Below are 24,623 nucleotides of genomic sequence, written 5' to 3' on the forward strand. Positions count from 1 at the left end.
ATTTTTTATTCAATTTTAAACTTACCAACCATTTCCTGAAGTTCCCGCGCGATCCGTGCCAATTCTCCCGCGGAAGTGTTGATATCCCTGGCCCCGGAATTGGCGTTCCCGGCAGCATCGCTGATGCTCTGGATATTGGACGCGACATCATTGGCTCCTCTGGCAGCCTCGCCGGCGTTCATAGACATATCATTGGAACCTCTGGCGAGTTCCGCGATGGAGGTGGCAATGTTGCCTGCCCCTGAATTTACTTGCTGAACGCTGGCTGAGATATTGTTGGCGGTCAGGGTCTGCTGTTCAACAGCTTTCATGATCACGGTACCTGATTCATTGATATTATTAATAATATCCGAAACTTCATCTATCACTTTCACCGCCTCGATGGTGTTTTTTTGTACGTCTTTGATTCGTTTAGCTATGTTTTCAGCGGCCTGTGAACTCTGGTTAGCAAGGTCTTTAATTTCCTTTGCAACCACGGCAAAGCCCTTTCCTGCGTCACCCGCGGAAGCCGCTTCAATGGCAGCATTGAGCGCCAGCAGATTTGTCTGCTCTGCGATCTTTTTGATGGCCTCGGTCACCTCATCAATCTCCATAGCTGTGTCACCGAGGGTATTCATTACCAGCGTTGCCGCGCTTGCCATCTCCATTGCCTGTGTTGAAATATTGGAGCCTTTCTGGGCATTTTTGGCAATATCATTAATCGCCATTGACATTTCTTCTATGGCCGAAGCCACAGAATTCATGTTCTGGGCCATCTGCTCCGCTGTGGAGGAGATACTTTGAACATTTACACTCATTTCCTCAGCAGCAGAGGCCATGGTATGAATATTCATTGACATCTCCTCGGTTGCCGATGCAACATTATTGGATTTGGATGATATTTCATCGGTGACGGTATTCATTTTGCCTGAGATATCAAAAAGAATGGCGGAAGAAGTGTTCAGTATCTCAACTTTCCAGACAATTTCTTTGATAATACTCCGAAAATTATTCAATAATTTGTTAAACCATTTTGATATCTTTCCCACTTCGCCATCCGCGTCTGACCTGATTCGTTTTGTAAGGTCTCCATTTGAAATATATTTAAGCATATCAGATATTTCATGTATATGTGCGGATATGGTGCCAGTCAGGTGCCGCAAGAGCGCAAGTGCCGCAAGAATACAAATTACCGCGGTTATCACTATTCTCCAGATGTCCCTGCTCACCTGGCGTGTCTGCTCACTCGCGGATGCTGTGAACTTTTCTGTTGACATAAGAATATTGACAGACCAGGGCGTCAGGGTCCGGCCGATGTCCAGGGGGGTAAATAACTCGATATGGTTTTCTTTTATTTTAGTGACTTCTTCGCCGCTTTTTATATTGCGGAGGGCTTCTTCAAAATTTTTATGAAAATTGCTGAGATGCTTGCCTGCCAATTCAGGTCTTTCAGTGACCGCGGCCAATATTCCGTTGTGACTGATCAGGAGAAGTTTCGCAGTGTCATCATAGCGTTCCTTTGCATGATCCGCTATTTCCTGCAGAGCATTGAGCCGCAGATCCACACCGGCAATCCCGTAAAAGATATTATCAACAATAATCGGCGCAACCAGGGAGGTAATCAGCGAGGACTTTCCCTGAACAATGTAAGGATAAGGATCTGTAATGCATTCCCTGCTGGTTTTTTCCGGCACCAGATAATAATTGCCAATCCCTTCTTTTTCGTAATCAACCAGAGGGGAAAGCGTGATTTTTCCCATATCATCCCAGCTCCAGTACGGAATGAAACGCCCTGTTTCATCATGGCCGTTGTCATTTTTATATCTTTCGTCCATCTGGTCAAACGCGTTCGGTTCCCAGCAAGTGTAAACCCCTGTAAAATGAGGATTCTGAGCCAGAACGGTTTTCAGAATGCTGTTGGCGTCATCGCGGTCCAGCCTGAGCGTGTTCTTTTTATTTTTAGTGACTGACAGCACATGGGCCAGGGTGCGTGCCGTGTCAAGTGCCTCTTCCAGAATAATTCTGACATGGTTGGCTTGTTGTTCTGACATGGCGCTGACGTATTTCTGAGCATCTCTGAGAGCCTCTTCCCGGAGCATATTTCCTCTGTGTTTAACGGCCATAACAGAGTAATTAATGATAAACACTGCCACAAGCAGCAGGAATATCCCTCCATATACAATGAGTTTCATTTGAAGGTTTTTTAATTTCATCCAATATCTCCTTTTTCCGACTAAGTCCCAGTCCAAAAAATTTCGCATATTTTCAATCAGATGCAGATATCATAAGTTTTTAATATCTGCCCGGGGAGGAAACCCGGCTTTTTTTTCCGGAATGATGCGTCTCCGACAAAGGAAAAAGCCGGGTTTCTTCCCGCACCGCAACTTTTTGTCCTGCACACAGCCCTCGGACATTACCAAATATTTTTCAATAAGCTCCGGGAATTCAAAATAACCAGAAGTCCGTTTTCCAGTTTGCACACGCCGCTCAGGAGGTTTAACGCGCCGCCCTGTTCGCCGCCTTCGGGAAGTTCATGTTCCTCCCTGACACGCTCTTCAATCCGGGCCTCATCCACCTCAAAGACATCGCCAATCTGGTCCACCAGAACACCGAAAGGGTCTCCCACCTCGGGCTTAAATAAAATAACCCGGCTTGCGTCATCTGTTTTCTTACTCTCAAACCCTAAAAAAAGCCGCAGATCAAGGATCAAATGAATCTGGCCGCGGATATTGACGTAGCCCTTGACCTTCTTAGGGGCATGAAAGATAGGTGTGAAGTCGGTTTCCTGATTGACCTCTTTCACATCTAAAATATCAACGCCGAAAAGACGTTCAGATATCTGAAATGTGCAAAACTGGCGGCTGGGTTTATCAATATTCTCTTTCTTCATTTCTCACTTCTCACTTTTTTAACATCTCTGCGACCGTTGTCAAAAATCGTTCCCTGTCAAGTTTGATTTCATAGCGGTCATAGCCGCATTTTATAGCCTTTTCCCGGTCTTTTTCCGCGTCAAGCGCAGTCAGAGCCACGGCAGGAATATGGTTTTTTTGTTCATTTTTACGGACATTCTCCATGAAATCCCAGCCATCCATCACCGGCATCTCAATATCAGAGACAATCAGGTCGAACTGAGTTTCGTTCATGCGATCCAGACCTGCCTGACCGTTTTCAGCCGTAATGACTTTATAGCCATCTGCTTTCAGATACCCTTTGATCAGTTGTCTGAAAAACGAAGCATCTTCCACCAGAAGCACTTGTTTTATTGCGTCAGGGGGCGGATTTTCTGTTCGTCGTTCGTCAAACCATTCAGGTTCTGCCTTTTCTATTAAGCGATAAATATCTATAAAAAGTGTCATATGATCCCGCACAACAGAGGTTCCCAGAAGACCGTCCTCCATATAGCTTTCAACATTCAGTTCAACACTTGCCTCCTGAATATCAACAAGCTCCGAAGCCAGTAATCCCATGGGCTGGCGGATGTATTTGGGAATAATGAGAAACATATCATCCCGTTCCGCCCCCGGAGAAACCGTCAGCACCTTGTCGGGCCGGAGAATCCATGTGGATATTCCGTTAATTGTAACAAATTCTTTTTCACCGATATATTCAATGTCGGATATGGAAATCCGCTCAATGCGCCGAATAAGCGGGAGAGACATGGCAAATTGTTCTTTTTCACCGTATTTGAAAAGAAGAACAGTCTGCAAATTTTCATCACTTTTCATTTTGTTTGTCCTGGCTTCTTCCGCGGAGTTGTCCGTTATTATTCCGGCATACGCGGCAATCCCTTCCACATCCAGAATCAAAGCCACTTTTCCATCGCCCATAATAGTGGCTCCGGAATATATGCTCAGGGATTTTACAGCAGGATGCATGGGTTTCACCACAATTTCCTCTGTTCCCAGAACCCGGTCAATAATCAGGCCAAAACATAAGTTGCCGACTTTGAGTACGGCAAAGCTGAGGGACTCAGGCACGTTGTCAGTTAGCTGATTCCGGTATTTTTCAGTAATTTCGGCTTTTGCCTTATGGGTAAACATTGTGGGTCTTGCCAGAACCTCTGAGAACCGTATCATGGGCAAAAGCCGGTCACGAAGGCGATAAATCTCCTGATTCTCTGTACATTCTATTTTTGTTGTCACATCTTTGTCATACAGACAGACCAGTTCCACCAGGTTGATTTGCGGGATGGCATATCTGTTTTCCCCTTCGACAACGACCAGACAGGGAATAATGGCAAGGGTCAGCGGCAGTCTCAGATGGATCTCCGTGCCTTTTCCGGTCGTGGATTCAAGATCAAGGGTCCCGCCCAGTTTGTCAATGCCGGTCTTCACCACGTCCATCCCTACGCCCCGGCCTGAGAGATCAGTCACTTTGTCCGTGGTGCTGAATCCGGGTAACAGAACCAGGCGAAGAATATCCTTGTTGCTCATCCGTTCCAATTCATCTTTTGTCTTTATCTGATTCTCCATAGCTTTTTTTCGTATGAGATCCGGATCAATTCCTCTTCCGTCATCCCTGATGTCAATATTAATATGACCTGCTTCATGGTAAGCGCTGAGGGAGATGCATCCGGCTTCGGGTTTTTTGGCCCGTATTCGCTTTTCAGGCGATTCAATCGCATGATCACAACAATTGCGAATGAGATGTGTCAGGGGGTCTGCCAGAAATTCCAGAATAGTCTTGTCCAATTCAACATCACTGCCGCTGATGCTGAGTTTTATCTGTTTGCCGTGCTTTTTCCCAAAGTCCCGGACAAGACGGGGAAGTTTGCCGAATAATTTTCCAATAGGCTGCATCCGCGTCCGCATAATGGTTTCCTGTAATTCGGTGGTGACAATGTCCAGTCGCTGGACAGCGGATCGGGAAAGTGCGGCTGATGTTTCTGCGAAAAGAAGCTGCTGATTGCGTACCAGAACAAGTTCACCGGCCAGCATCATCAGCTTGTCAAGGACATCCACATCAATACGCAAGGTCCGGCTCAGATTGACGCAGGATTTGGAGGGAGAGACAGGTTTGCCGCGCGCTGGCTCGCGATTCTCTGTTTCGATTTCAGGCGAAAGTTCCGAAGCCCGATAATTCTGAGCAGAGATTCGCGGCTCCTGACACGGAGAAGAGGAATCAGGAATTTCAGACTCAGCATCCGGAATCTCCGGCTCAGCATCCGGAATCTCCGGCTCAGAATCTGGCTCCTGTAATTGCGGACTGGGAACAGTTTTCCGAAGACCGTCTCTTCTGACATGAAGAATCTGGTCGCTCTTCAGCCCTGTCACTTCCTGAATGTCATCAGGAAACAAAATGGTGGCATACAAGACCTCATATAGTAAATGTTCTTTGGGAAGTCCCTCCCGTAAATCATAAGAAGGAACATCAATCTTTGCGTCTATGATATCGCCGGTACTGAGCAGTTCTCTGATCAGTACCAGCGGCCCCTTGTTCTCATGCCGGGCAAGCTCGGTAAGATCATATCTCAGAACATAAAGAGACATATTCGAAGGAATATTTTTCAAGGTGAATTCATTAATATCAAAGCTGATTTCATTTCCTTCGGAACAGGAAAGCTTCACAGCGGTATTCAGTTCGCTTTTTACTTTCGGAGACAAGTCAAGCATGCCGGAGAGCCGCTCATGCACGGTGGTTATATCCACCTCATTACTGTGCCTGACATCGTCCACCATGGTTGCAAGAATATCCGCTCCTGACAAAAGTGCGTCAATAAATTCGGATTCAGGACGAAGTTCTCCTGCCCGCATCATGGACAGTAATGTTTCCATAACATGCGCCAAATCTCCTATCTTGCGTAATCCCAGAAATCCGGAGGCTCCCTTAATCGAATGAATTGCACGAAACACTTTGTCAACAAGCTTCCGATCAGGATTATCTTTCTGTTTCTCCAGGTTGAGCAAATCTTCTTCGATGGTGTCGAGATGCTCCTTTGCTTCTGTGACAAAATCGTCAATCATCTCTGTATCGTTTTCCATACCCTCCTCCGGGACCGGAGCGCTGTCCGTTATGAATGTTCAGTTTTCAGATCATGGGCTTAATAATGGCTGACAGGTGAGATCGCTTTACTGATCACTATATAGATTCTGTCCATACGGGTCATATGAAAAAGTTCTGTCAGCCCCTTGCCCGCGTTCACAATTTTCAGTTTTTTGTCCGGATTTTTTTGGGCAAGCATCTTGGAAAAGACAATCATAACACTCAGTGCCACAGAGTCAATATCTTCAACGTGGGTAAAATCAAAACAATACTGACCATATCCCTGATCAAGCAATCGGACAAGAACAGCACGAAACCTGTCTGCAATGCTCGCTGTGAGGTCCCCGGATGGTGTGATCACCTGCCAGCCATTTTCTTCGCAGATACTCAGCGTTGTCATCTCGGGGATGCTGATGTAGGCTATGACGCGATTGCCTTTGTTATTGAATTCCAAGCGATCTGTAAAGGTGTTTATCAGCGCGTAGCCGCGTTTGCGGATCTGGTGCGGGTCACTGGGGAGTTTCATGTCAAGCGACTTGTAATCAAAGCCATCGCCCTCATCTTCCACTGTGATTCTGAACTGCCATTTGTCCAGATGCTCAATGCTGCACATCACCACCCGGTCAGCAATTTTCAAATTGCCATGCTCAACCGCGTTGAGCAGAAGTTCCCGAAATGCCTGTCTGAAATGGGAAAAGTCCGAAACGTCAAATCGTTTCAGATAGTCCCGGCACGTTTGGATAACACGGTCCACCAGATGCATCTCAGAGGAAAAATTTAAACAGATGGTATTGTCATTTTCACTCATTTCAAACATGGTTTTCTCCTCTGTCAGTTTTCAGTTGTTAGCTGATGGGTGTCAGCTGACTGCCGGAATCTCCACTCCGACAAGCAACATATCGTCATTAAATTTGTAGCCGTGGAATTCAGATATTCCTTTTGCGATGTTCCTGACCATATTTTTAAGTGATGGCTGATCCTGTTTTTTTATCAGATGATCAAGTCCGTTTCGTCCGAGTTTCTCTTTTTTTCCAGTGTGAGTGTTCAGACGGTACGCATTGGTAAGGCCGTCGGTGTGGAGAAAAAAACGATCACCCGGCGCAAATGAAAAACGTTGGCTGTCAAAGCTGACGCTGTCATGTATCCCCAGTACATCTCCGCATGTTGCTATCCGGCTGATTCCCGGCAATTTTTTTAAGAGTTTAATTAAAGGCGGATGTCCGGCTGACAGAACTTCGCCATGCATTGTTTCCAAATTCAGACGAAGGAACAGGGCGGTTACCATGCGCTCATTCTTACCATTTTCAAGAAGCTGTTTATTCAGAAGACGGAAGAACGAGTCCCCGTGATTGCCGGTACGGCAGTTTTCATCAAAAAACGCTTTAATCAGGACAGTATGATAAGACGCACCCATGTCATGCCCCGCGACATCAGCCACCAATATGTCACATCCTGTGGGAGTGTTTCGTATATCGAAAAAATCACCCCCGAGTTCCGAAAGCGGCTGATGGTGACGCGCGATAAGTACGTTATGACCGTCTTCCCGGATATCAAACAGGTCATGGCAGGTTTCCACCGCTGAATCAACCTGTTTCCGTAATGTTTTAAAGTTATGGATATATGATTCGATTTCCCGGGTGAGTTCGGCTTTTTCATAAGCCTGCTGAACCTGTTGCTTTTGCTTTTCTGCGCGTTCCTTTTCTTTTTTTTCAAAAATTGGAAGAAGCCGCCCAAGCAAATCCGGGGGGCTGAACGGTTTGTCAATAAAGTCCGAACATCCTCTGCGCATCAGTTCAACGACCATGTCCTTATCCCCATAGCCGGTTATGACAAAAACAGGGAGTGACACATCCAGCTTTTTGAGTCTGTCAATCAGTTCTATGCCGGACATGCCAGGCATCCGAATATCTGTCAGCAAAAGATCAGGAGGAGTGCCGGCCGCTTTCAGTGCTATAATTTTTTCCAAGGCTTCCTGTCCGTTTTCGGCAAGTGTTACTTTATAACCGCGTTTACTGAGAGTGACAGACAAGGAAAGTCGGATATATTCATCATCTTCCGCCAGAAATATGTGTCTCTCGGATATCATCTTCACTCCTTGAAGAGTTAAAAGTGGTCAGACGATTTTTAAAAACGAATATAACTGGTTGCAGTTCCGCGTTTAGGCGGTGCGACCCCATACGCATCAGGCTGGAACTAGGCCGTCTAAATCACCTATTCTGATTATAACGGATTTAGGGGAGGCTGTTAAAGCCCCGCGGGGGCGATATATTTGCGGCATTCATCATGCCGGGCCGACAAAGTTCCGAATGTATCCGGAGTGCAAAAATTATATTTTTGCGCCTGCGAAAAAGCATTTTTCGCACTCCGGAGAAAATACGGGAAAACCCGCTTACGCCTGAGTCGGCAGCATTGGGCCTGGCAGGCAAAGCTCTGACCCGGGCAGTTCCGAATGTATCCGGAGTGCAAAAATTATATTTTTGCGCCTGCGAAAAAGCATTTTTCGCACTCCGGAGAAAATACGGGAAAACCCGCTTACGCCTGAGTCGGCAGCATTGGGCCTGGCAGGCAAAGCTCTGACCCGGGCAGTTCCGAATGTATCCGGAGTGCAAAAATTATATTTTTGCGCCTGCGAATATGCCGCCCTTACAGGGTCTGGTCGGCCGTCCCCTAAATCCGTTATAATCAGAATTTTTTCAAACTGTCTGAAAAACAATTTGAAAAATTATCCTACATCTCAGCAACCCGTCAGCATTTATTCGGTCGTGTGATAGATAATTATTTTAAGTAACGATAATAAGCGTCTATGTTATAAATTGCCGCCAAAGGATTATGACCCAGCAGGCGGTCTTTGACCGCGAGAACCGTACACGGAGCCTCTGCATATTTTAAAAACAGTGAATCATGCCCCACACACAGTCCCAGCAAAATATTCAGTTCAGTGTTCTCATCATTGAGCAGCAGAGCCTGAAGAATCGGATTGCACATTGCCTCAAACTTGCCAGGAGAAAGCTTATGCTCCTCACGAAGTCCGATTTTTTCCTTTGGAACCCGCCCGATCTTACATGCGACAGAAATAACCGTGAAGCCTTTGTCAGAGAGAAGTTTTCCAACGGTTTTCGCCTCCTTCCTGAGTCCGATACAGAATGCAAGTCCCAGACGCTCATAATTCATCTTTCTTGCAAAATCAATCACTTCTTCCATACGGGGCTTTAAAGGTTTTAACCGCTCATATCCGAATTCCTTTCCTGCATATCCGTCCGACTCCTGAATGGCCGATTGTTTTGCAAATTCCAAAATATCGGGCTTTTCATATTCTTTCAGGCATTTTTCAATGAGGTCGGTTCTGTTTTTTGTGGGACAGGAAGGCGGATATTTACCGTTCTCTGTTTTACAAAGTCTGTCTGACATTTTATAAGGACATATCGCACATTCAGGCACTTCATTTTTCATATTCCGTTCCTCTGTAAATTGAAAGCTGAAGGAGCGTGTCACTGACATTTTTTTTCGGTCCTGAGGAAAAAACACATCAGCCACAAGCCCCTTTGTTTCTCATCTGATCTCCGAGCGAAAAAACTATTTTCCACCTTCGGCTTGTTCTTTTTCAATCGCAGCGCGGACGTCTTCCATATCAATATCTTCGATCTTAGAAACAAGCTCGTCCAGCATCGCCTCGGAAAGAACGCCCGGCTGCTTAAAAAGCAGAATTTTTTCTCGGAACACAGCAAGAGTCGGAATAGACTGAATTTCAAAGGCCGCAGCCAGAGACTGCGCGTTTTCAGTGTCACATTTGGCAAACACTATATCCGGATATTTCTCAGAAATTTTCTCATATGTTGGCCCGAACATTTTACAAGGACCGCACCAGTCAGCCCAGAAGTCAATCAGTACCATATCGTTGTTATCAATTGTCTTTTGAAGCTCTTCCACGGTTGTCAGATTCGTCGTTGCCATGTTTTTCTCCTTAAATCCCTTTTTTCAGGGCTATTTTTTAAAAAACCCAGTTTGTTATCCCGCAGTCTCACGCGGAAACAAGTATCGTAAAATTTATGTCCGGTACTTACTTAACTGTCACACTTTCAGAAATTTTATATGAATTCAATAGCAAAATTTTTGAAAAAATTAAAAAGAATCTGAAAAAACATGATAATTCAATAAGATAATTATGAACAGATGACAATAAATTTTATTAAGCTTCGTGGGGGGGGCGATATTTGAAGCCACAGGTTCGCAGGCTTCGCGGGGCTTTGTCGGCATCCCTTAAATCCGTTATAATCAGAAAAAAAGGAGACGCATCACGAAGGAAAACACATTTTCTATCCCAAACATCAGTTTCGGACATTGTGTGATGGCTACCGTCTGAATCACCTACTTTTATCTGTCTGCTTTTTGTATCGCCTCCCACCGCCCTCCGACAGGCTCACCGCAACGACGTTCCCCTTCGACAGGCTCAGGGAACGTCGTTGCGGTGAGCCTGTCGGAGAGAGAGAAACATCATCAGGCAAAAAAGCAGCAAAAAGTGATATTTTTAGACAGCCTGCGTGATGGCTATCGGAAATGGACTGATGATTTCAAAACTTCAGGAGGGGCAGAGGTTCAGGCAGTCAGATGCCAGAGAAATGCTTGTGGGAAAACCCGGTTGGTTTGATGAGACAGGCTTCTCTTCCGAGGCTATGAATAAACAAATATTACTGTTGTTTCAAACAGTTTGCGATGATAAGTACCAAACCATAAATTTTTTGATATCTGCCCGGAAAAGAAACCCGGCTTTTTTCCCGGGATGACGCTCTTTCCCTCGCAGGAAAAAGCCGGGTTTCTCCGCAGTTCGCAGGAAAAGACATATAAAAACTTTTGCTCAGGTACTTATAAAAGCAGTTAAGTGCTTAAACAAAGGAGTGCCAAACTTCCCGTCTGGCAAGATATGTCTCCGAGGGGAGGGATACGGAAACATTGCCAAACAGTAAGTTTGGCACTCCGGTTTAGATAAGAACTACGGGGAAACCAGATAAAAAAAGGAAAATACTCATTTCCGTTGTTATCTGCCATCTCTCCGGGTGTCAGGGAACTTGGGCCGTAATATGCGCTGCCTTGTTCTCACGATTTGTTCTCCGCTATCGCGCCATAAACATAGATAATAATTTCAGGTTTGACAGCACTGTCGGTTTTGAGATAGATTTTACCCCGGTAGCTTCCGGAAGTTTCCGAGAGATTATTTATTGTACAGAAATATTTATCCTGTTTTTTCTCCAGGATGAAACCGGCTTTTTTTTCAAGGTTATCTGAATAGGATTTCACAATATTAAAAGGATATTTCTTTTCCGGTGTAATTGAGACAACGGATTGAATTTTATCCCCTGTGCTGCCTCGTAAAAAGACTCTTTCAGGCTGAATCAGGGCAAATCGTTCGACCTTACCTGAAATTCTGAGCCTGATCTGTTTTTGTTGCGGATCATTTGTATGAAGGGTGACGGTCTTGGCAAATTTTTTGTCTGCATAGCCCCTGGTATCGGCTTTTACGATTATTTTGTCCTTGTCTCCCGGTTTGATTTTTTTTGGATAATCAGCTGTCGTACATCCGCAGCTTGTTGCCACCTTTGCTATGGATAAAGGCTTATTTCCCATATTTTCAATAATAAAATCATGGGTGATAACTGTGCCGTCAAGAGCAGGAGAAAATTGGAAGCGGGGTTCCCTGACAACAGCAACCGGAACTCCGGCTACGGATTCACCTGTATCCTCCGTGTCACTCTGAATTTGAAATTTTTCCAAACCCTGATCAGCATCAGCCGTGGGAATCATAAGTAAACACGCGATCAGCAATAAACTTGTCACCGTTTTTTTTCTCATAAATATTCCTCTCCTAATTAAAGTTGTCATCTGTGTGAGGCTCCCGCTCTCGGGTCTGTCAGAAAAAAACACATAAAGACCCATCATAAACATCAAGATATCCCGAATCAGCAACTGTGCTGTGGAAGAAGTATGGCCCGCCTCTCCGAAAGAAATGCAGCCGCAGTCAAATTCATGTCCTCTCACAAGATTGACAGACAGGGCAATGATAAAGGCAAAAAGCATTCCGTTAATGACGAGTACGGCAGATCTGGGATAAATCCCCAGAATCAGTGCCAGTCCTGAGTAAAACTCCAGATAAGGCAGAATGATGGCAATGAGATTAATGGAGAAACTTGGAAAAAGGTCATAGCCATAGATTATTTTCGCAAACTGTGCAGGTTCGGTAATTTTATGGTAACTGGCACAGACAAACACAATCCCCAGCAGCCAGCGCACGGACAGTTCAGTCCATTTGTTATTGTATAATTTAATAAAGTTATTGTTTTTCAATTGGATATCCCCCCTCTTTCCATTCATCATAGCCATCCACATAAACCTTTATATTTAAATATCCCATTTCTGAAAAATACCGGGCGAGATGGTGAGAGTCTTCACATTCTCTCCCGGTACAATAGGTAACAATCGTCAGGGAAGCCGGATAATTGTTCATAAATTCTTCGAACAGCTCCTCAAATTCATATAAAGGCAGGGACACCGCGTTTTTTATATGGCCTTCTTCGTAGAGTTCGCGAGTACGGGCATCAACAAAGACACTTTTATCGTTAAGATATATCTCTCTGGCTGCGATAATGTCAATTTCAAGTTCATGGTCAACAACATCATCTTTGGCCTTGGCCGTAATAACCCCCTGTGAGGTATCCCAGTCCCCCATCAGGGCAATGCCTTTGGGGGAGAAAAAGTTTACTGTAAACGCGGTGATCAGCGCAAGGCTCACAAGGCATAAAAGTTCTTTCATCATATGTCTGTAATACATTACTTTCTTTCCTCTTTCGTGTTTTCAGTTTCAAATTCACGGACAGAAGTTTTTGGCGCGGAGACTTCCGAAGTTTTATATAAAAATTTTATTATATTTTGCATGGCGCTGTCAAAAGTTTTGGTGGTAAATTGGGGAAAAAGGTGGTAAATAAGGGTAAATTTTCCAGGTATGGCACGATATTTGCTTATGCTTATCCCGAACTTTAACATATCATTCTCAGAAGGATACTTCCGATTCCTTTACCATGAAAATACATTTTGAAAATCCGTTTTTTTTGCCACAAAGGCACGAAGACACAAAGTTTCACGAAGTCTCTTTGCGGCTGATTTTTTCGGATAAAAGGCGGGACCCACCCGTTTTTTTGCCACGAAGACACGAAGGCACGAAGTTTCACGAAGTCTCTTTGCGGTTCCTTTGTGGCTTTGTGGCTTTGTGGCTGATTTTTTCAGATGTGTGAAAAGCGGGACTGGCCGTTTTTTTGCCACGAAGGCACGAAGTTTCACGAAGTCTCTTTGCGGTTCCTTTGTGGCTTTGTGGCTTTGTGGCTGATTTTTTCAGATGTGTGAAAAGCGGGACTGGCCGTTTTTTTGCCACGAAGGCACAAAGTTTCACGAAGTCTCTTTGCGGCTGATTTTTTCGGATAAAAGGCGGAACCCACCCGTTTTTTTGCCACGAAGACACGAAGGCACGAAGTTTCACAAAGTCTCTTTGCGGTTCTTTTGTGTCTTTGTGGCTGATTTTTTCAGCATATTTTCATATACCGAAACAAGGCATACCTTGTCTCTGTGTTTTATCTTGTCTGCCGATATTTATTTTTTGGCTGAACATTTTCAGAAGAAGGGGCTTTGCACGTTGTTCTCACCGCATCATACCCCACCAATCCGTTGATCTCACGGGTGAGCGACGACCCCGGATTCAGTTTCATTGTGTCAGCCAGGGCAATTTTGATATCTGTCTTTTGGTTTATCAGATGAAGATATGTCTGGCATGATCCGGGATGTTTCTTCATAATCTCATGTAATTTGAGCAGTGAATCCTTGGTCGTCTTGTTGATATCCAGCTTTAAATGAATATTTGCGGTCCACGTCTCCTCTGCTTTGTCCAGCGGAATAATCTTGTTTGCCACCAGCTTTACCGAATTTTCCTCCTTTTGCACCTCAGCCTCGATAATAATGGGCGCGTCATCCGTGAGAATATCTCTCATGGGCGTGTAAACCGAAGAAAAAACGGTTGTCTCAACAGAACCGTGCAGGTCTTCTGTGGTAATAAACGCCATATTCCCGCCCTTTCTGTCCTTATACCCCTTTACATTTGTGACAATCCCGGCAATTCTCACCATCTCGCCATTATTTTTCTCTTTTAACGTGAGGGCATTTGCATTGGTAAACTTGCTGACCGTATCCTCAAATCGGCTCAGGGGATGTCCGGTGATATAAAAACCCAGAGATTCTTTTTCTAAAACCGAGCGATTCTTGTCATCCCATTCCTCTATTTTCGGCAGGGAAGGGGCGTTGATCTTCTCGGTATTTTCTCCCATATCAAACAACCCCATCTGGGGACTGTTTTTCTCTTTCTGAACCCTTTGCCCGTAATCAATGGCATCCTCAGTTGCGGCCGCCATCTGGGAACGGAAAGCCCCGGTGGAATCAAAGGCCCCGCATTTGATCAGGTTTTCAATGACCCGCTTGTTGACTTTTTTCAGATCCACATTTTCGCAAAAATCAAACAGGGAAGAAAATCTGCCTTTGTTTTCTCTTGCCTCGATAATGGCCTCAATGGCCCCCTCCCCGACATTTTTGACAGCCACAAGCCCGAATCTGATCTTGTTTCCGCTGACCGTGAATTCTTTGCCGCTCTCATTGATATCCGGCGGAAGCACAGGAATGTCGTGACTGCGGCATTCTGCAATATATTTTACCACCCCGTCTATGGAGTGCATTTCACTGGTGAGAAGCGACGCCATGAACTCCACGGGATAATGGGCTTTCAGGTACGCGGTCTGATAGGCAATGAGGGCATAGGCCGCGGAATGAGATTTGTTAAATCCGTACCCCCCAAATTTTTCCATTAAATCAAAGAGCTGCTTTGCCTTGTCAGCCGGGATATTATTCTCCGTGGCCCCTTTTACAAAACGCCCCCGATGCTCGGCCATGATCTCAGCAATTTTCTTTCCCATTGCCTTACGCAGCCCGTCGGCCTCGGCCATGGAATAATTCGCCAGGACCCCCGCAATCTTCATGACCTGTTCCTGATAGACAATCACGCCGTAAGTCTCATTCAGGATCGGCTCAAGTTCGGGAACAATATATTCCACCTTTTTTCTGCCGTGCTTTCTTTCCACAAAATCATCCACCATGCCGCTGTCAAGGGGCCCGGGACGATACAGCGCGACCAGTGCCGTAACATCCGCGAAACATGCGGGCTTTAATCTCACAAGGAGGTCTTTCATGCCGGAGCTTTCCAACTGAAACACACCGGTGGTATCCCCGGAGGAAAGGAGGTGATACGTTTCAGCGTCATTGAAATCCAGGTCCAAAAGATCAGGGGCGTTGCCATGCTGGGCCTCGATGAGCGAAAGCGCGCTTTCAATCACCGTGAGGTTGCGAAGTCCCAGGAAATCGAATTTCACCAGCCCGATTTGCTCGACATATTTCATGTCAAACTGGGTCACAACTTCGCCTTTTTTACCTTTGTACAGCGGGAGATATTCCGCAAGAGGCTTGTCACCGATCACAACACCGGCTGCGTGGGTTGACGCGTGTCTCGGAAGTCCTTCAAGCACACGGGAAATTTTTATCAGATCCGCAATTTCAGCCCGTTGTTCCGCCAGTTCCCTGAGTCTCGGTTCCTGCTTTAACGCGTCCTCAAGGCTGATGTTCAGGACATCCGGGACCATCTTGGCGATGGCATCCACATCCCGCAGGGGAATGTCAAGGGCACGTCCCACGTCACGAATGACAGCCCGGGTTTTGAGCTTTCCGAAGGTGATGATCTGGGCCACATAATCACCCCCGCCATATCGTTCCACCACATATTTAAAGACCTTTTCCCTGCCATTAATACAGAAATCCACATCAATATCCGGCATACTGATACGGGCAGGATTCAGAAACCGCTCGAAAATAAGGCCGTGTTCAATGGGGTCCAGGTCGGTAATTCCCATGGAATAGGCAACAATGCTGCCCGCAGCAGACCCGCGACCCGGGCCTACCGGCACATGATTCTCTTTGGCATATTGTATAAAATCCGCGACAATCAGAAAATATCCCGGAAATCCCATCTTTTTTATGATTGAAATCTCGTATTCCAGACGCTCTTTGTAAACCTGTTCGTCAATATCGGGATTTTTTTCTTTTATAAATGCTAATCTTTTTTGGTATCCCTCCCGGACTTTTTGATCAAATATTTCATCCGCGGTCAGATCGGACTCAGAATCAAATTTTGGGAAATGATAGGTATTGAAATCAAATTCAATATTGCATCGCTCCGCAATACTCACCGTATTTTCAATGGCTCCGGGATAATCCTTGAAATCCGCGTACATCTCCTCCCCGGATTTAAAATAAAGCTGGTCTGTTCCGAACTTAAACCGGTCCGGATCATTCATGGTCTTGCCGGTCTGGATACACAGCAGCACCTCATGGGCGCGGACATCTTCCTTGTTGAGATAGTGGCAGTCATTGGAAGCCACCAGGGGAATTGAAAGACGCTGGCTCATATCCAAAAGGGCCTGATTCACCTTTTCCTGAATCTCAATGCCATTATTTTGAACCTCAAGAAAGAAATTGTTCTCCCCAAAAAGATCAAGATAAAACCGGGCCGCCTTATCAGCCTCCTCTGAGCGATTCTCCGCGATCAGACGGGGAATTTCCCCGTGCAGACATGCGGACAGGGCAATCAGTCCTTTGCTATGCTGTGTTAAAAGCTCTTTGTCAATTCGGGGTTTGTAATAAAATCCCTCAAGCTGGGCCACACTCGCCATTTTGCAGAGATTACGGTATCCCTCGGGGTTTTTCGCGAGGAGAACCAGGTGGGAAAGTCTTTTGGCATCGGCCGCGCTTTTGTCGGTAAGGCGGCGCGGGGCAAGATAACATTCGCAGCCGATGATCGGTTTTATCCCGGCTTTTTTGGTTTTTTCATAAAATTCAACAGACCCGAACATGGTGCCATGGTCTGTAATGGCCACAGCATTCATGCCGAAATCCGCCACGCGCTTTAAAAGGGCGTCAAGCCTGATGGCACCGTCCAGAAGGCTGTACTGTGTATGGACATGAAGATGAACAAACGGAGGTGTTGTTTTTGTCATTGAACTGCTCGCTAAAAAATGTATCTGTATGTTTAAAGTTTTGCCGGACAGAATTTGCAACCTCATCCGGAGTGCCAAACGGAAAGTTTGGCAAAAGTGCCATCCGGAGTGCCAAACTTGCAGTTTGGCAGAAGTGTGATCCGGAGTGCCAAACGGAAAGTTTGGCAAAAGTGCCATTCCGGAGTGCCAAACTTGCAGTTTGGCAGAAGTGCCATCCGGAGTGCCAAACTTGCAGTTTGGCAGAAGTGTCATCCGGAGTGCCAAACTTGCAGTTTGGCAGAAGTGCGGTGTTTTTTCTGGCATTGGAGATATCGCCAAACTGCAAGTTCGGCACTCCGGAGTTGAGATATTGCCAAACTGCAAGTTTGGCACTCCGGAGTTGAGATATTGCCAAACTGCAAGTTTGGCACTCCGGAATGGAGATATTGCCAAACTGCAAGTTCGGCACTCCGGAGTTGAGATATTGCCAAACTGCAAGTTTGGCACTCCGGAGTTGAGATATTGCCAAACTGCAAGTTCGGCACTCCGGAGTTGAGATATTGCCAAACTGCAAGTTTGGCACTCCGGAATGGCCGAACTTGTCCGGATTCGTTCCCAAACTTCTATCCGGAAACACAAATATCAGCTTTGCATTTTAAGGGATTCCAACGTGCTGCAAACGAACCCGTCCACTCAGTTCCTCTGCTTTATATAATCATTAGCAATCAATATGTCACGCTGCTTCATTCTTGGAAAAATGTTTTTTTACACTGAATATTCGTATTCTGCAATTATTTTATTCAGATAAGCAACTAAATTTATTTTCTGTTTTTTTCTAACACCTAACACTTAACACTTAACACTTAACACCTGACACTTAACACTTAATACCTAACACCTGACACCTGACACCTAACACCTAACACCTAACACTTAACACTTAACACTTAACACTTAACACCTGACACCTGACACTTTCATATAAAATTTTATGAATTATAACATTTTCTATTGACATTAATTTAAAAAGGGGATAATTAAAGTTTTTAATTTTCACAGATAAAGCCAAACCCGTCGTGAGGCGGGGACGGAAAGCCGCGGGTCTCGGAGGGAGACAGCCAGGTTGCCTTGAAAATGCCTTGGAATCAATTCCGAGGCTGAGAGCGAAAGCTGGACAAAGCCATGCTACCGGGCGGTACGCTTTAATGACTGTGTTAAAATGTCAGGTAGTTTTTTTGCATATGTCGTCCCCGAATGCCGGTCACGGACCATCGGAGGCGGTTTTCTTAATTTTCCCGGCTGGAAACCGGCTCATTATAAAATTTTCTGATAACCAAGTTATAGGGGATTGTGCCAATAAAGGTGACTTCTGAATGCGGACTTGTCTGCCGCAGATATGATATCTCCCTCTGATCCTGCCACTGTCCGAACGTGACTTCTGAATGCGGGTTTGTCTTCCGCAAACATGACTTTTCTCTCTGATCCTGCCACTGTGTTCCTGAAATGCTTCGTCGAAAAGCGGCCTGATGTCGGACATATTGTTTCTGCAAAACAGGCAACAACCTAGACGTCTGTCTCTCTGATAATTTTACCCTAATTTTTTTATGATTTTCAATAGATAACGTACTTTCGTTTTCAGCTTGAGAATTGATTCCCCTGTGTCAAAATGTTCAATACATTTGAGAAAGGGGGAACAAATGAAGAATCTGGCGATTTTATTTCAGACTATGGCGATGGTGGTTTTGATGCTGATGGGATTGATTCCCGGTATTGTCGGAGTGGCTCATGCCCAGGAATCATTACCTGTGAACATAGATTTCACAGGCTTCGCTGGCAACGGCTTTGCCTCTGATCCTTCGACAGGGCAGTTGGACTCTGATTCCTGGATTGTAAAAGGATTGTCCGATGGTGATGGAACCTTTGGAGAAGAATATGAAAATGGCGATGTCTATGGCGATTTTATCAGAGGCGAATCTCCAGGAGGAGTGAGTTCAGGCGGCGTATACGCGTTTGATGTCGGTGACGGCAATTTAATTTTAGGGATTCAGCCTATGGGGACTGACTTCACGCCTGGTGAAATCATCCTCAGAATTCAAAATAACACCGGATCAACAGTAACAAAGCTGGATATCTCTTATGATATGTGGCATCATAATGATCAAAACCGGGCAAACTTCCTGAACTTCGCCTATTCTTCAGATAATTCGGCTTACACAGATGTATCCGAGTTTAATTTTACGACCCCCGAGGCTGCCGACGCTTCTCCGATTTGGCAATCGGAGAAGCGTTCAACGTTATTGAGCGGTCTGAGTATCGCTGATGACGGCTTTTTTTATCTTCGCTGGCAGGGAGATGATGTCAGCGGCTCTGGCAGCCGGGATGAATATGGCATTGACAATGTCCGTGTCATCGTACCGCCACCTGAGATATTTATCTCCGAATATATTGAAGGTACCAGTTATAACAAAGCCATTGAGCTATACAATCCCACAGGCGCGGATATTGATCTCAGCGCGGGAACATACTCCCTTGAATTGTATTCCGACGGCGATTCAACAGCCAGTCAGAGTTTAGAACTGACAGGCATAATCCCTGCCGACGATGTTTTTGTGCTTGCTCATCCCAGTGCCGGCGACACTATTCTGGCTATAGCAGATGTGACTGATGCTTCGGTGATCAATTTTAACGGTGATGACGCAGTCGTACTCAGAAAAAACAGCACAATTATTGATGTCATCGGAAAAATTGGCAAAGACCCTGGCACCCAGTGGGGAAGCGGCGATATTTCCACACAAAATAAAACCATCCGCCGCAAGCCTGACATCACCTCCGGAGATGCTGATCCTGACGATGCTTTTGATCCTTCTGTTGAATGGGAGGGCTTTCCCCAGGATACATTTGAAGGGCTGGGATGTCATCCGGCAGCGTCCTGCTCCGGCATCACCAGAATCCACACCATCCAGGGCAGCAGCACAACCAGTCCCGAACTCGGCAACACGCACACCATCAAAGGCATTGTGGTGGGTGATTTTCAGGATACGAGCGACGGACTGGGTGGCTTCTTTGTTCAGGAGGAGGATGCGGATGCGGACACGGACACGGCAACCTCCGAAGGAATTTTTGTTTACAATCATACCGCGGATGTGAATGTGGGAGATCAGGTTCAGGTGACAGGTACGGTTCAGGAGTACGCCAGCGATGGCACCAGCCTGACCCAAATCAGCAGCGTGACAGAGGTGACGCTTCTCAGCAGCGGCAACCCCCTGCCGAGTGCGGCGAGCGTTTCCCTGCCAGTCACTGATGTTTCAGAATGGGAACGCTATGAAGGGATGCGCGTCAGCATGTCTCAGACGCTTTATGTGACCAGTCTTCATAACCTGGGAACCTATGGCGAGGTGTCGTTATCTTCTGATGGCCGTGTCACGCAATTTACCCACGCAAATACTCCGGATCCTGACGGGTATGCGGATCATCTTGCAGAGACTGAGAAACGCCGGATAATCCTTGACGACGCGAAGACCTCAGTCCATCCGGACCCGATTATTCATCCCAGTCCCGGAGTCAGCGCGTCCCACACCCTGCGGGGCGGGGATAGTGTTTCAAATCTGACAGGCATATTAGATGATCGGTTCGGGAAGTATCGTATTCAGCCCACAAAAACTATTGACTTCACCCCCGCCAATCCCCGTCCTGTGTCCCCTTCTGTTGACGGAAGGCTCAGGGTGGCAAGCATGAATCTGCTGAACTACTTTGACGGTTCAGGAGGAGATGTCTGCGGCCCTTCGGGAAATCAGGAATGCTGGGGGGCGGATAATGCGGACGAATTCACCCGGCAGCGAGATAAAACCATCAGCGCCATCATCACCTCAGACGCGGATATCATCGGCCTGATGGAATTGGAGAATGACTCCACATCTCTCCAAAACCTGGTGGACGGGATAAACGCCGTGGCTGGTGCAGACGCATATAATTTTATTGACACCGGCATCATCGGCACCAATCTGATCCGGGTGGCCATGATCTATAAAGCTTCCACAGTCTCCGCAGTGGGCGATTACGCCATCCTTGACCGTACCGCCGCACCGAGCGGAACAACATTTTACGACAATAAGAATCGCCCATCACTGGCCCAGACCTTTCAGGAAACCGAAACAGGAGAGATTTTTACAGTGGTGGTCAGCCATCTTATATCAAAGCGGTCCTCCTGTGACGAATCACCATACAATGATCCGGATCAAAGCGATGGTCAGGGGAAATGTAACGGTGTCCGCACAAAAGCGGCCCAGGCCCTTGCAGCCTGGATCGAAACCGACCCGACAGACAGCGGAGATGCTGATATTCTCATCATCGGCGATATGAATTCATATGCCAGGGAAGACCCGATAACCTCACTTATCAAAGCTGATTACACTGATTTAATTGCCAAATTCAGCGGTGCGAATGCCTATTCATATGTCCATGACGGCCAATGGGGGTATCTGGATCATGCCCTGTCCGGCGAATGCCTCACCCCCCAGGTGGCAGGCGCATCGGTCTGGCATATCAACGCGGACGAACCTGAACTCCTTGATTATAACACTGAAAATAAATCCTCGGCACAAATCTCCGACCTCTACAATGATGATCCCTACCGTGCCTCGGATCACGATCCAATTGTGGTTGGCCTGAATCTGGGAGCCGCACCGAGTGTCCGCAGCGTCACTCCTCTCAACCATGCCGTGAATGTCCCGGTCAACACAGATATCACCATCGCGTTCAGCGAACCGGTCAGCGTAAGCGGAGAGTGGTTTCAGATTGTCGCGGAAACAAGCGGCACACGAACCGTGAGCGACACGGTGGTGAGCGGCGGCCCCACAAACTGGAGGATCCGGCCCGATACGGACTTCGCAAATGGCGAAAGCGTTACCATCACAATATTTGCATCCAAAGTCGCGGACCAAGACAGCACAGAGGATCATCTGGCTGAGGATTATACTTGGTCTTTCGATATGTATGATCGGGATCTGTTCATCTCGGAGTATGTGGAAGGCGGCAGTAATGACAAAGCCATCGAACTCTATAATTGTACTGGGTCAGACATTGACCTTGATTCCGGGAATTACATGATTGAAATGTACTTCAATGGCAAGGATTCTCCGGACCGCACCATTGCGCTGAAGGGGATTGTTGAGGATAGCAGTGTTTTTGTCATAGCGAATTCCAAAGCATCCTTTATTTCTGAAAACGAGGGGCCGCTTTCAGCAGATCAGGTTGATTCAAACAGCATCTGGTTCACCGGCGACGATACTGTCATACTCAGAAAAGGCGGCCCTGGCGGAACAATCCTCGATGTCTTCGGACAACTGGGCTATGATCCCGGAGATGAATGGGGAAGCGGCCTCACCTCCACCATGGACAACACTCTTCGCCGCAAGTCAGCCATCTGCCACGGCGACAGAGACCCTTCTGATCCCTTTGACCCTGCTGCCGAATGGGAGGGCTTTGCAAACAACACCTTTGACGGTCTTGGCGCACACACGGCATCCTGTGAACCGCCTGATGCTCCGCCTGAATCTCCCATTCCCAACAGTGCCTGCACTGACATCATCCTGAGCGGCCTCACAGTGGTTGAAAATCAGCCAGTGGGCACATATGTCGGCACACTCTCCGCTGTTGATCCTGATCCCGGGGACAGCCACACCTTCTATCGGGTCGTGCATATCTACAACGGCTGGATGAACAACAACGCCTTTATCCTTGAGCGGGACGGCATCATCAAACGCCCCTATGAAGGGAACATCCTCAGAACTGATGAAGTCTTTGACTACGAAAAGCAGAACAGCTACGGCATCTATATCCGTTGCAACGACAGCACCGGAGGATCATGCTTCAAGGTCTTTACCTTAACTGTCATTGACATCAACGAACCCCCGACCGGTCTGGCCCTCAGTTATCGCTGGGTGGACGAAGAACTGCCGGCCGGAACCGAGGTGGGATTCTTTACGACATTGGGCGATCCGGACGCTGACGAGACTTCCTCCTATACCCTTGTTCCTGGTGAGGGGAGTGAGGACAACGGACTTTTTTCGATCCGGGAAAACATTCTGAGGACGGGCCGGTTCTTTGACTACGAAACCGAAGAAAAGCATGATTTCAACATCCGGGTCCGCACATCAGACAAAGGCGGCCTGAATTATGAGCAATGCTTCACCGTGATCCTGAAAGACCTCAACGAACCGCCCACGGCCATCAGCCTGAACTGCACTGAGGTGGATGAAAATCTCCAGCCTCCTGTGACAGCCGTGGGAACTTTTTCCACTGAGGATATCAACCCGGATGACCACCACACTTATACGCTGGTTCCCGGGGAAGGGGATGCGGACAATGAGCTTTTCAGGATCACTGGCAGCACCCTCTGCACACGGATCAGGTTTGACCATGAGGAGAAGGAAAGCTATACCATCCGGGTCAGGACAGATGACGGTCATGGCGGAATTTTTGCCACGCACTTCAACATTACCGTAAACGATCTGAACGAGCCGCCGGCCCTCTCCGCCATCCCGGATCAGACAGCGAACTTCAGCATCGCCGGAGATACTGACACGCATGTCGCGGCCTTCACCATCAGTGATCCGGAGACGCCTGCGGCGCATCTGACCCTCTCGGCCGAGTCCTCTGACCCGGAACTGATGCCGCCTGAAAATATCGCTTTCACCGGCTCCGGCACTGCAAGAGACGTCACTCTGTCGCCAATGCCCGGCATATCCGGAACAGTGATCATCACCGTCATCGTCAGCGACGGAGAACTGAGTGTGAGTACTGATTTCACGCTGACCGTCATCCGGGGACCGGTGCTGGAGGAGAGTTCCGTGGAACCCGCATATGACCCGGATACCCCGCTTTTTCCCGGGGATGCGCTGACTTATGCTGCTGTCATCCCGAACACCGGGGATCAGAAGGCATCTCACATAGTTTTCACGCTATCCGTTCCTGAAAATACAAGTTATGTCCCGGACAGTCTTGATGCCCGGGTCGTCAGGACGTCCGGCGATGATGAAATTGAGGATACGGAATTCCCGGTCCCCGCATATAACAATGATCTGAACCAGATTGAATGGGTCGGTGATATCCCCGCGGGCGTGACCGTGGAAATACGCTTCGATGTCTGTATAAACGGAGATGTGCAGGCAGGCGCGGTGATTCCTTCCCCCCGATGGCGAATTGTCCATGATCCGGATGGGGACGGTGTGAGCGATGCTGTTGCGGAATATGATGAAACCGGGGACTCTGAAAAGCGTCCGCCTATCTGCATCGAAATTCCGGATACGGAGTGTCTCCGGGGAGATATGAACAATAACGATATGGTTGATCTGTCTGATGCAGTGCTGGTGTTGCAAATCCTGACCCAAATGCGGGAACACGGGGTCAGCGTCTGTGCGGATGTGAACAGCGACGGACGAGTCGGCATGGAAGAGGTGATTTATATCATGAGGAAAATTTCGGGATAAGTTGGGGATCCCGGGCCGTTATTCCCACGGAATTCAGCGACAACAACAAGTTCCATCCCTCTACCCA

15 protein-coding genes and 1 riboswitch are annotated in these 24,623 nt (G+C 47.1%); of the genes, 3 read left to right on the forward strand and 12 right to left on the reverse strand.

The genetic code is table 11. The features are described from left to right. Window positions 1–5: 5 nt before the first annotated feature. The 5 genes from dnm_RS19995 to dnm_RS20015 all read right to left on the reverse strand — a co-directional run bounded on the left by dnm_RS19995 (window position 6) and on the right by dnm_RS20015 (window position 8,047). Window positions 6–2,192, reverse strand: coding sequence for a methyl-accepting chemotaxis protein (locus tag dnm_RS19995; RefSeq protein ID WP_207678671.1), 2,187 nt, complete (start codon window positions 2,190–2,192; stop codon window positions 6–8). Between the two features lie 200 nt (window positions 2,193–2,392). Beyond that, window positions 2,393–2,869: a chemotaxis protein CheW gene (locus dnm_RS20000; protein WP_207678672.1), complete on the reverse strand. Its 477-nt coding sequence runs from the start codon at window positions 2,867–2,869 to the stop codon at window positions 2,393–2,395. 10 nt (window positions 2,870–2,879) lie between these two features. Next, entirely contained in the window at window positions 2,880–5,960 is a 3,081-nt protein-coding gene (locus tag dnm_RS20005) for a hybrid sensor histidine kinase/response regulator (RefSeq protein ID WP_207678673.1), read from the reverse strand. Between the two features lie 59 nt (window positions 5,961–6,019). Then, on the reverse strand, window positions 6,020–6,778 hold the full coding sequence (locus dnm_RS20010) for an ATP-binding protein (protein ID WP_207678674.1): 759 nt from the start codon (window positions 6,776–6,778) through the stop codon (window positions 6,020–6,022). Between the two features lie 42 nt (window positions 6,779–6,820). After that, on the reverse strand, window positions 6,821–8,047 hold the full coding sequence (locus dnm_RS20015; protein ID WP_207678675.1) for a SpoIIE family protein phosphatase: 1,227 nt from the start codon (window positions 8,045–8,047) through the stop codon (window positions 6,821–6,823). A gap of 197 nt (window positions 8,048–8,244) precedes the next feature. Between dnm_RS20015 and dnm_RS20020 the strand changes: the two genes are divergently transcribed. Further along, window positions 8,245–8,538, forward strand: a complete 294-nt coding sequence (locus dnm_RS20020; RefSeq protein WP_207678676.1) for a hypothetical protein — start codon at window positions 8,245–8,247, stop codon at window positions 8,536–8,538. Window positions 8,539–8,736: 198 nt separating this feature from the next. Here dnm_RS20020 and dnm_RS20025 read toward each other — a convergent pair whose 3' ends face one another. The 7 genes from dnm_RS20025 to dnaE all read right to left on the reverse strand — a co-directional run bounded on the left by dnm_RS20025 (window position 8,737) and on the right by dnaE (window position 17,090). Next, window positions 8,737–9,411, reverse strand: a complete 675-nt coding sequence (locus dnm_RS20025) for a DUF1847 domain-containing protein (protein WP_207678677.1) — start codon at window positions 9,409–9,411, stop codon at window positions 8,737–8,739. A 123-nt stretch (window positions 9,412–9,534) separates the two neighbouring features. Further along, a complete protein-coding gene (locus dnm_RS20030; protein WP_207678678.1) occupies window positions 9,535–9,912 on the reverse strand; it encodes a thioredoxin family protein in 378 nt (125 codons plus the stop codon). A gap of 1,140 nt (window positions 9,913–11,052) precedes the next feature. Continuing rightward, window positions 11,053–12,297, reverse strand: a complete 1,245-nt coding sequence (locus dnm_RS20035; protein ID WP_246556043.1) for an OS_HP2 family (seleno)protein — start codon at window positions 12,295–12,297, stop codon at window positions 11,053–11,055. Next, entirely contained in the window at window positions 12,284–12,781 is a 498-nt protein-coding gene (locus dnm_RS20040; protein WP_207678680.1) for a rhodanese-like domain-containing protein, read from the reverse strand. Before dnm_RS20040 ends, dnm_RS20035 begins: the two co-directional genes overlap by 14 nt. Further along, complete coding sequence (locus dnm_RS20045; protein ID WP_207678681.1) at window positions 12,781–12,993, reverse strand: hypothetical protein; 213 nt, start codon at window positions 12,991–12,993, stop codon at window positions 12,781–12,783. Before dnm_RS20045 ends, dnm_RS20040 begins: the two co-directional genes overlap by 1 nt. A 30-nt stretch (window positions 12,994–13,023) precedes the next feature. Continuing rightward, window positions 13,024–13,287 (reverse strand): hypothetical protein, encoded by a 264-nt coding sequence (locus dnm_RS20050; RefSeq protein WP_207678682.1) that lies wholly within the window; start codon window positions 13,285–13,287, stop codon window positions 13,024–13,026. A 287-nt stretch (window positions 13,288–13,574) separates the two neighbouring features. Continuing rightward, window positions 13,575–17,090 carry a DNA polymerase III subunit alpha gene (gene dnaE, locus dnm_RS20055; RefSeq protein ID WP_207678683.1) on the reverse strand — a complete coding sequence of 1,172 codons (3,516 nt, stop codon included), beginning with the start codon at window positions 17,088–17,090 and terminating at the stop codon, window positions 13,575–13,577. 145 nt (window positions 17,091–17,235) lie between these two features. Here dnaE and dnm_RS20060 point away from each other — a divergent pair, with 145 nt between their 5' ends. After that, a complete protein-coding gene (locus dnm_RS20060; RefSeq protein ID WP_207678684.1) occupies window positions 17,236–17,625 on the forward strand; it encodes a hypothetical protein in 390 nt (129 codons plus the stop codon). Window positions 17,626–18,123: 498 nt separating this feature from the next. Next, window positions 18,124–18,200, forward strand: a riboswitch (cyclic di-GMP riboswitch). Between the two features lie 566 nt (window positions 18,201–18,766). Beyond that, window positions 18,767–24,556 (forward strand): ExeM/NucH family extracellular endonuclease, encoded by a 5,790-nt coding sequence (locus tag dnm_RS20065; protein ID WP_207678685.1) that lies wholly within the window; start codon window positions 18,767–18,769, stop codon window positions 24,554–24,556. Window positions 24,557–24,623: the final 67 nt, after the last annotated feature.

Origin of the sequence: Desulfonema magnum (assembly GCF_017377395.1) — a bacterium.
Taxonomy (GTDB): Bacteria; Desulfobacterota; Desulfobacteria; order Desulfobacterales; family 4be13; genus Desulfonema_C; species Desulfonema_C magnum.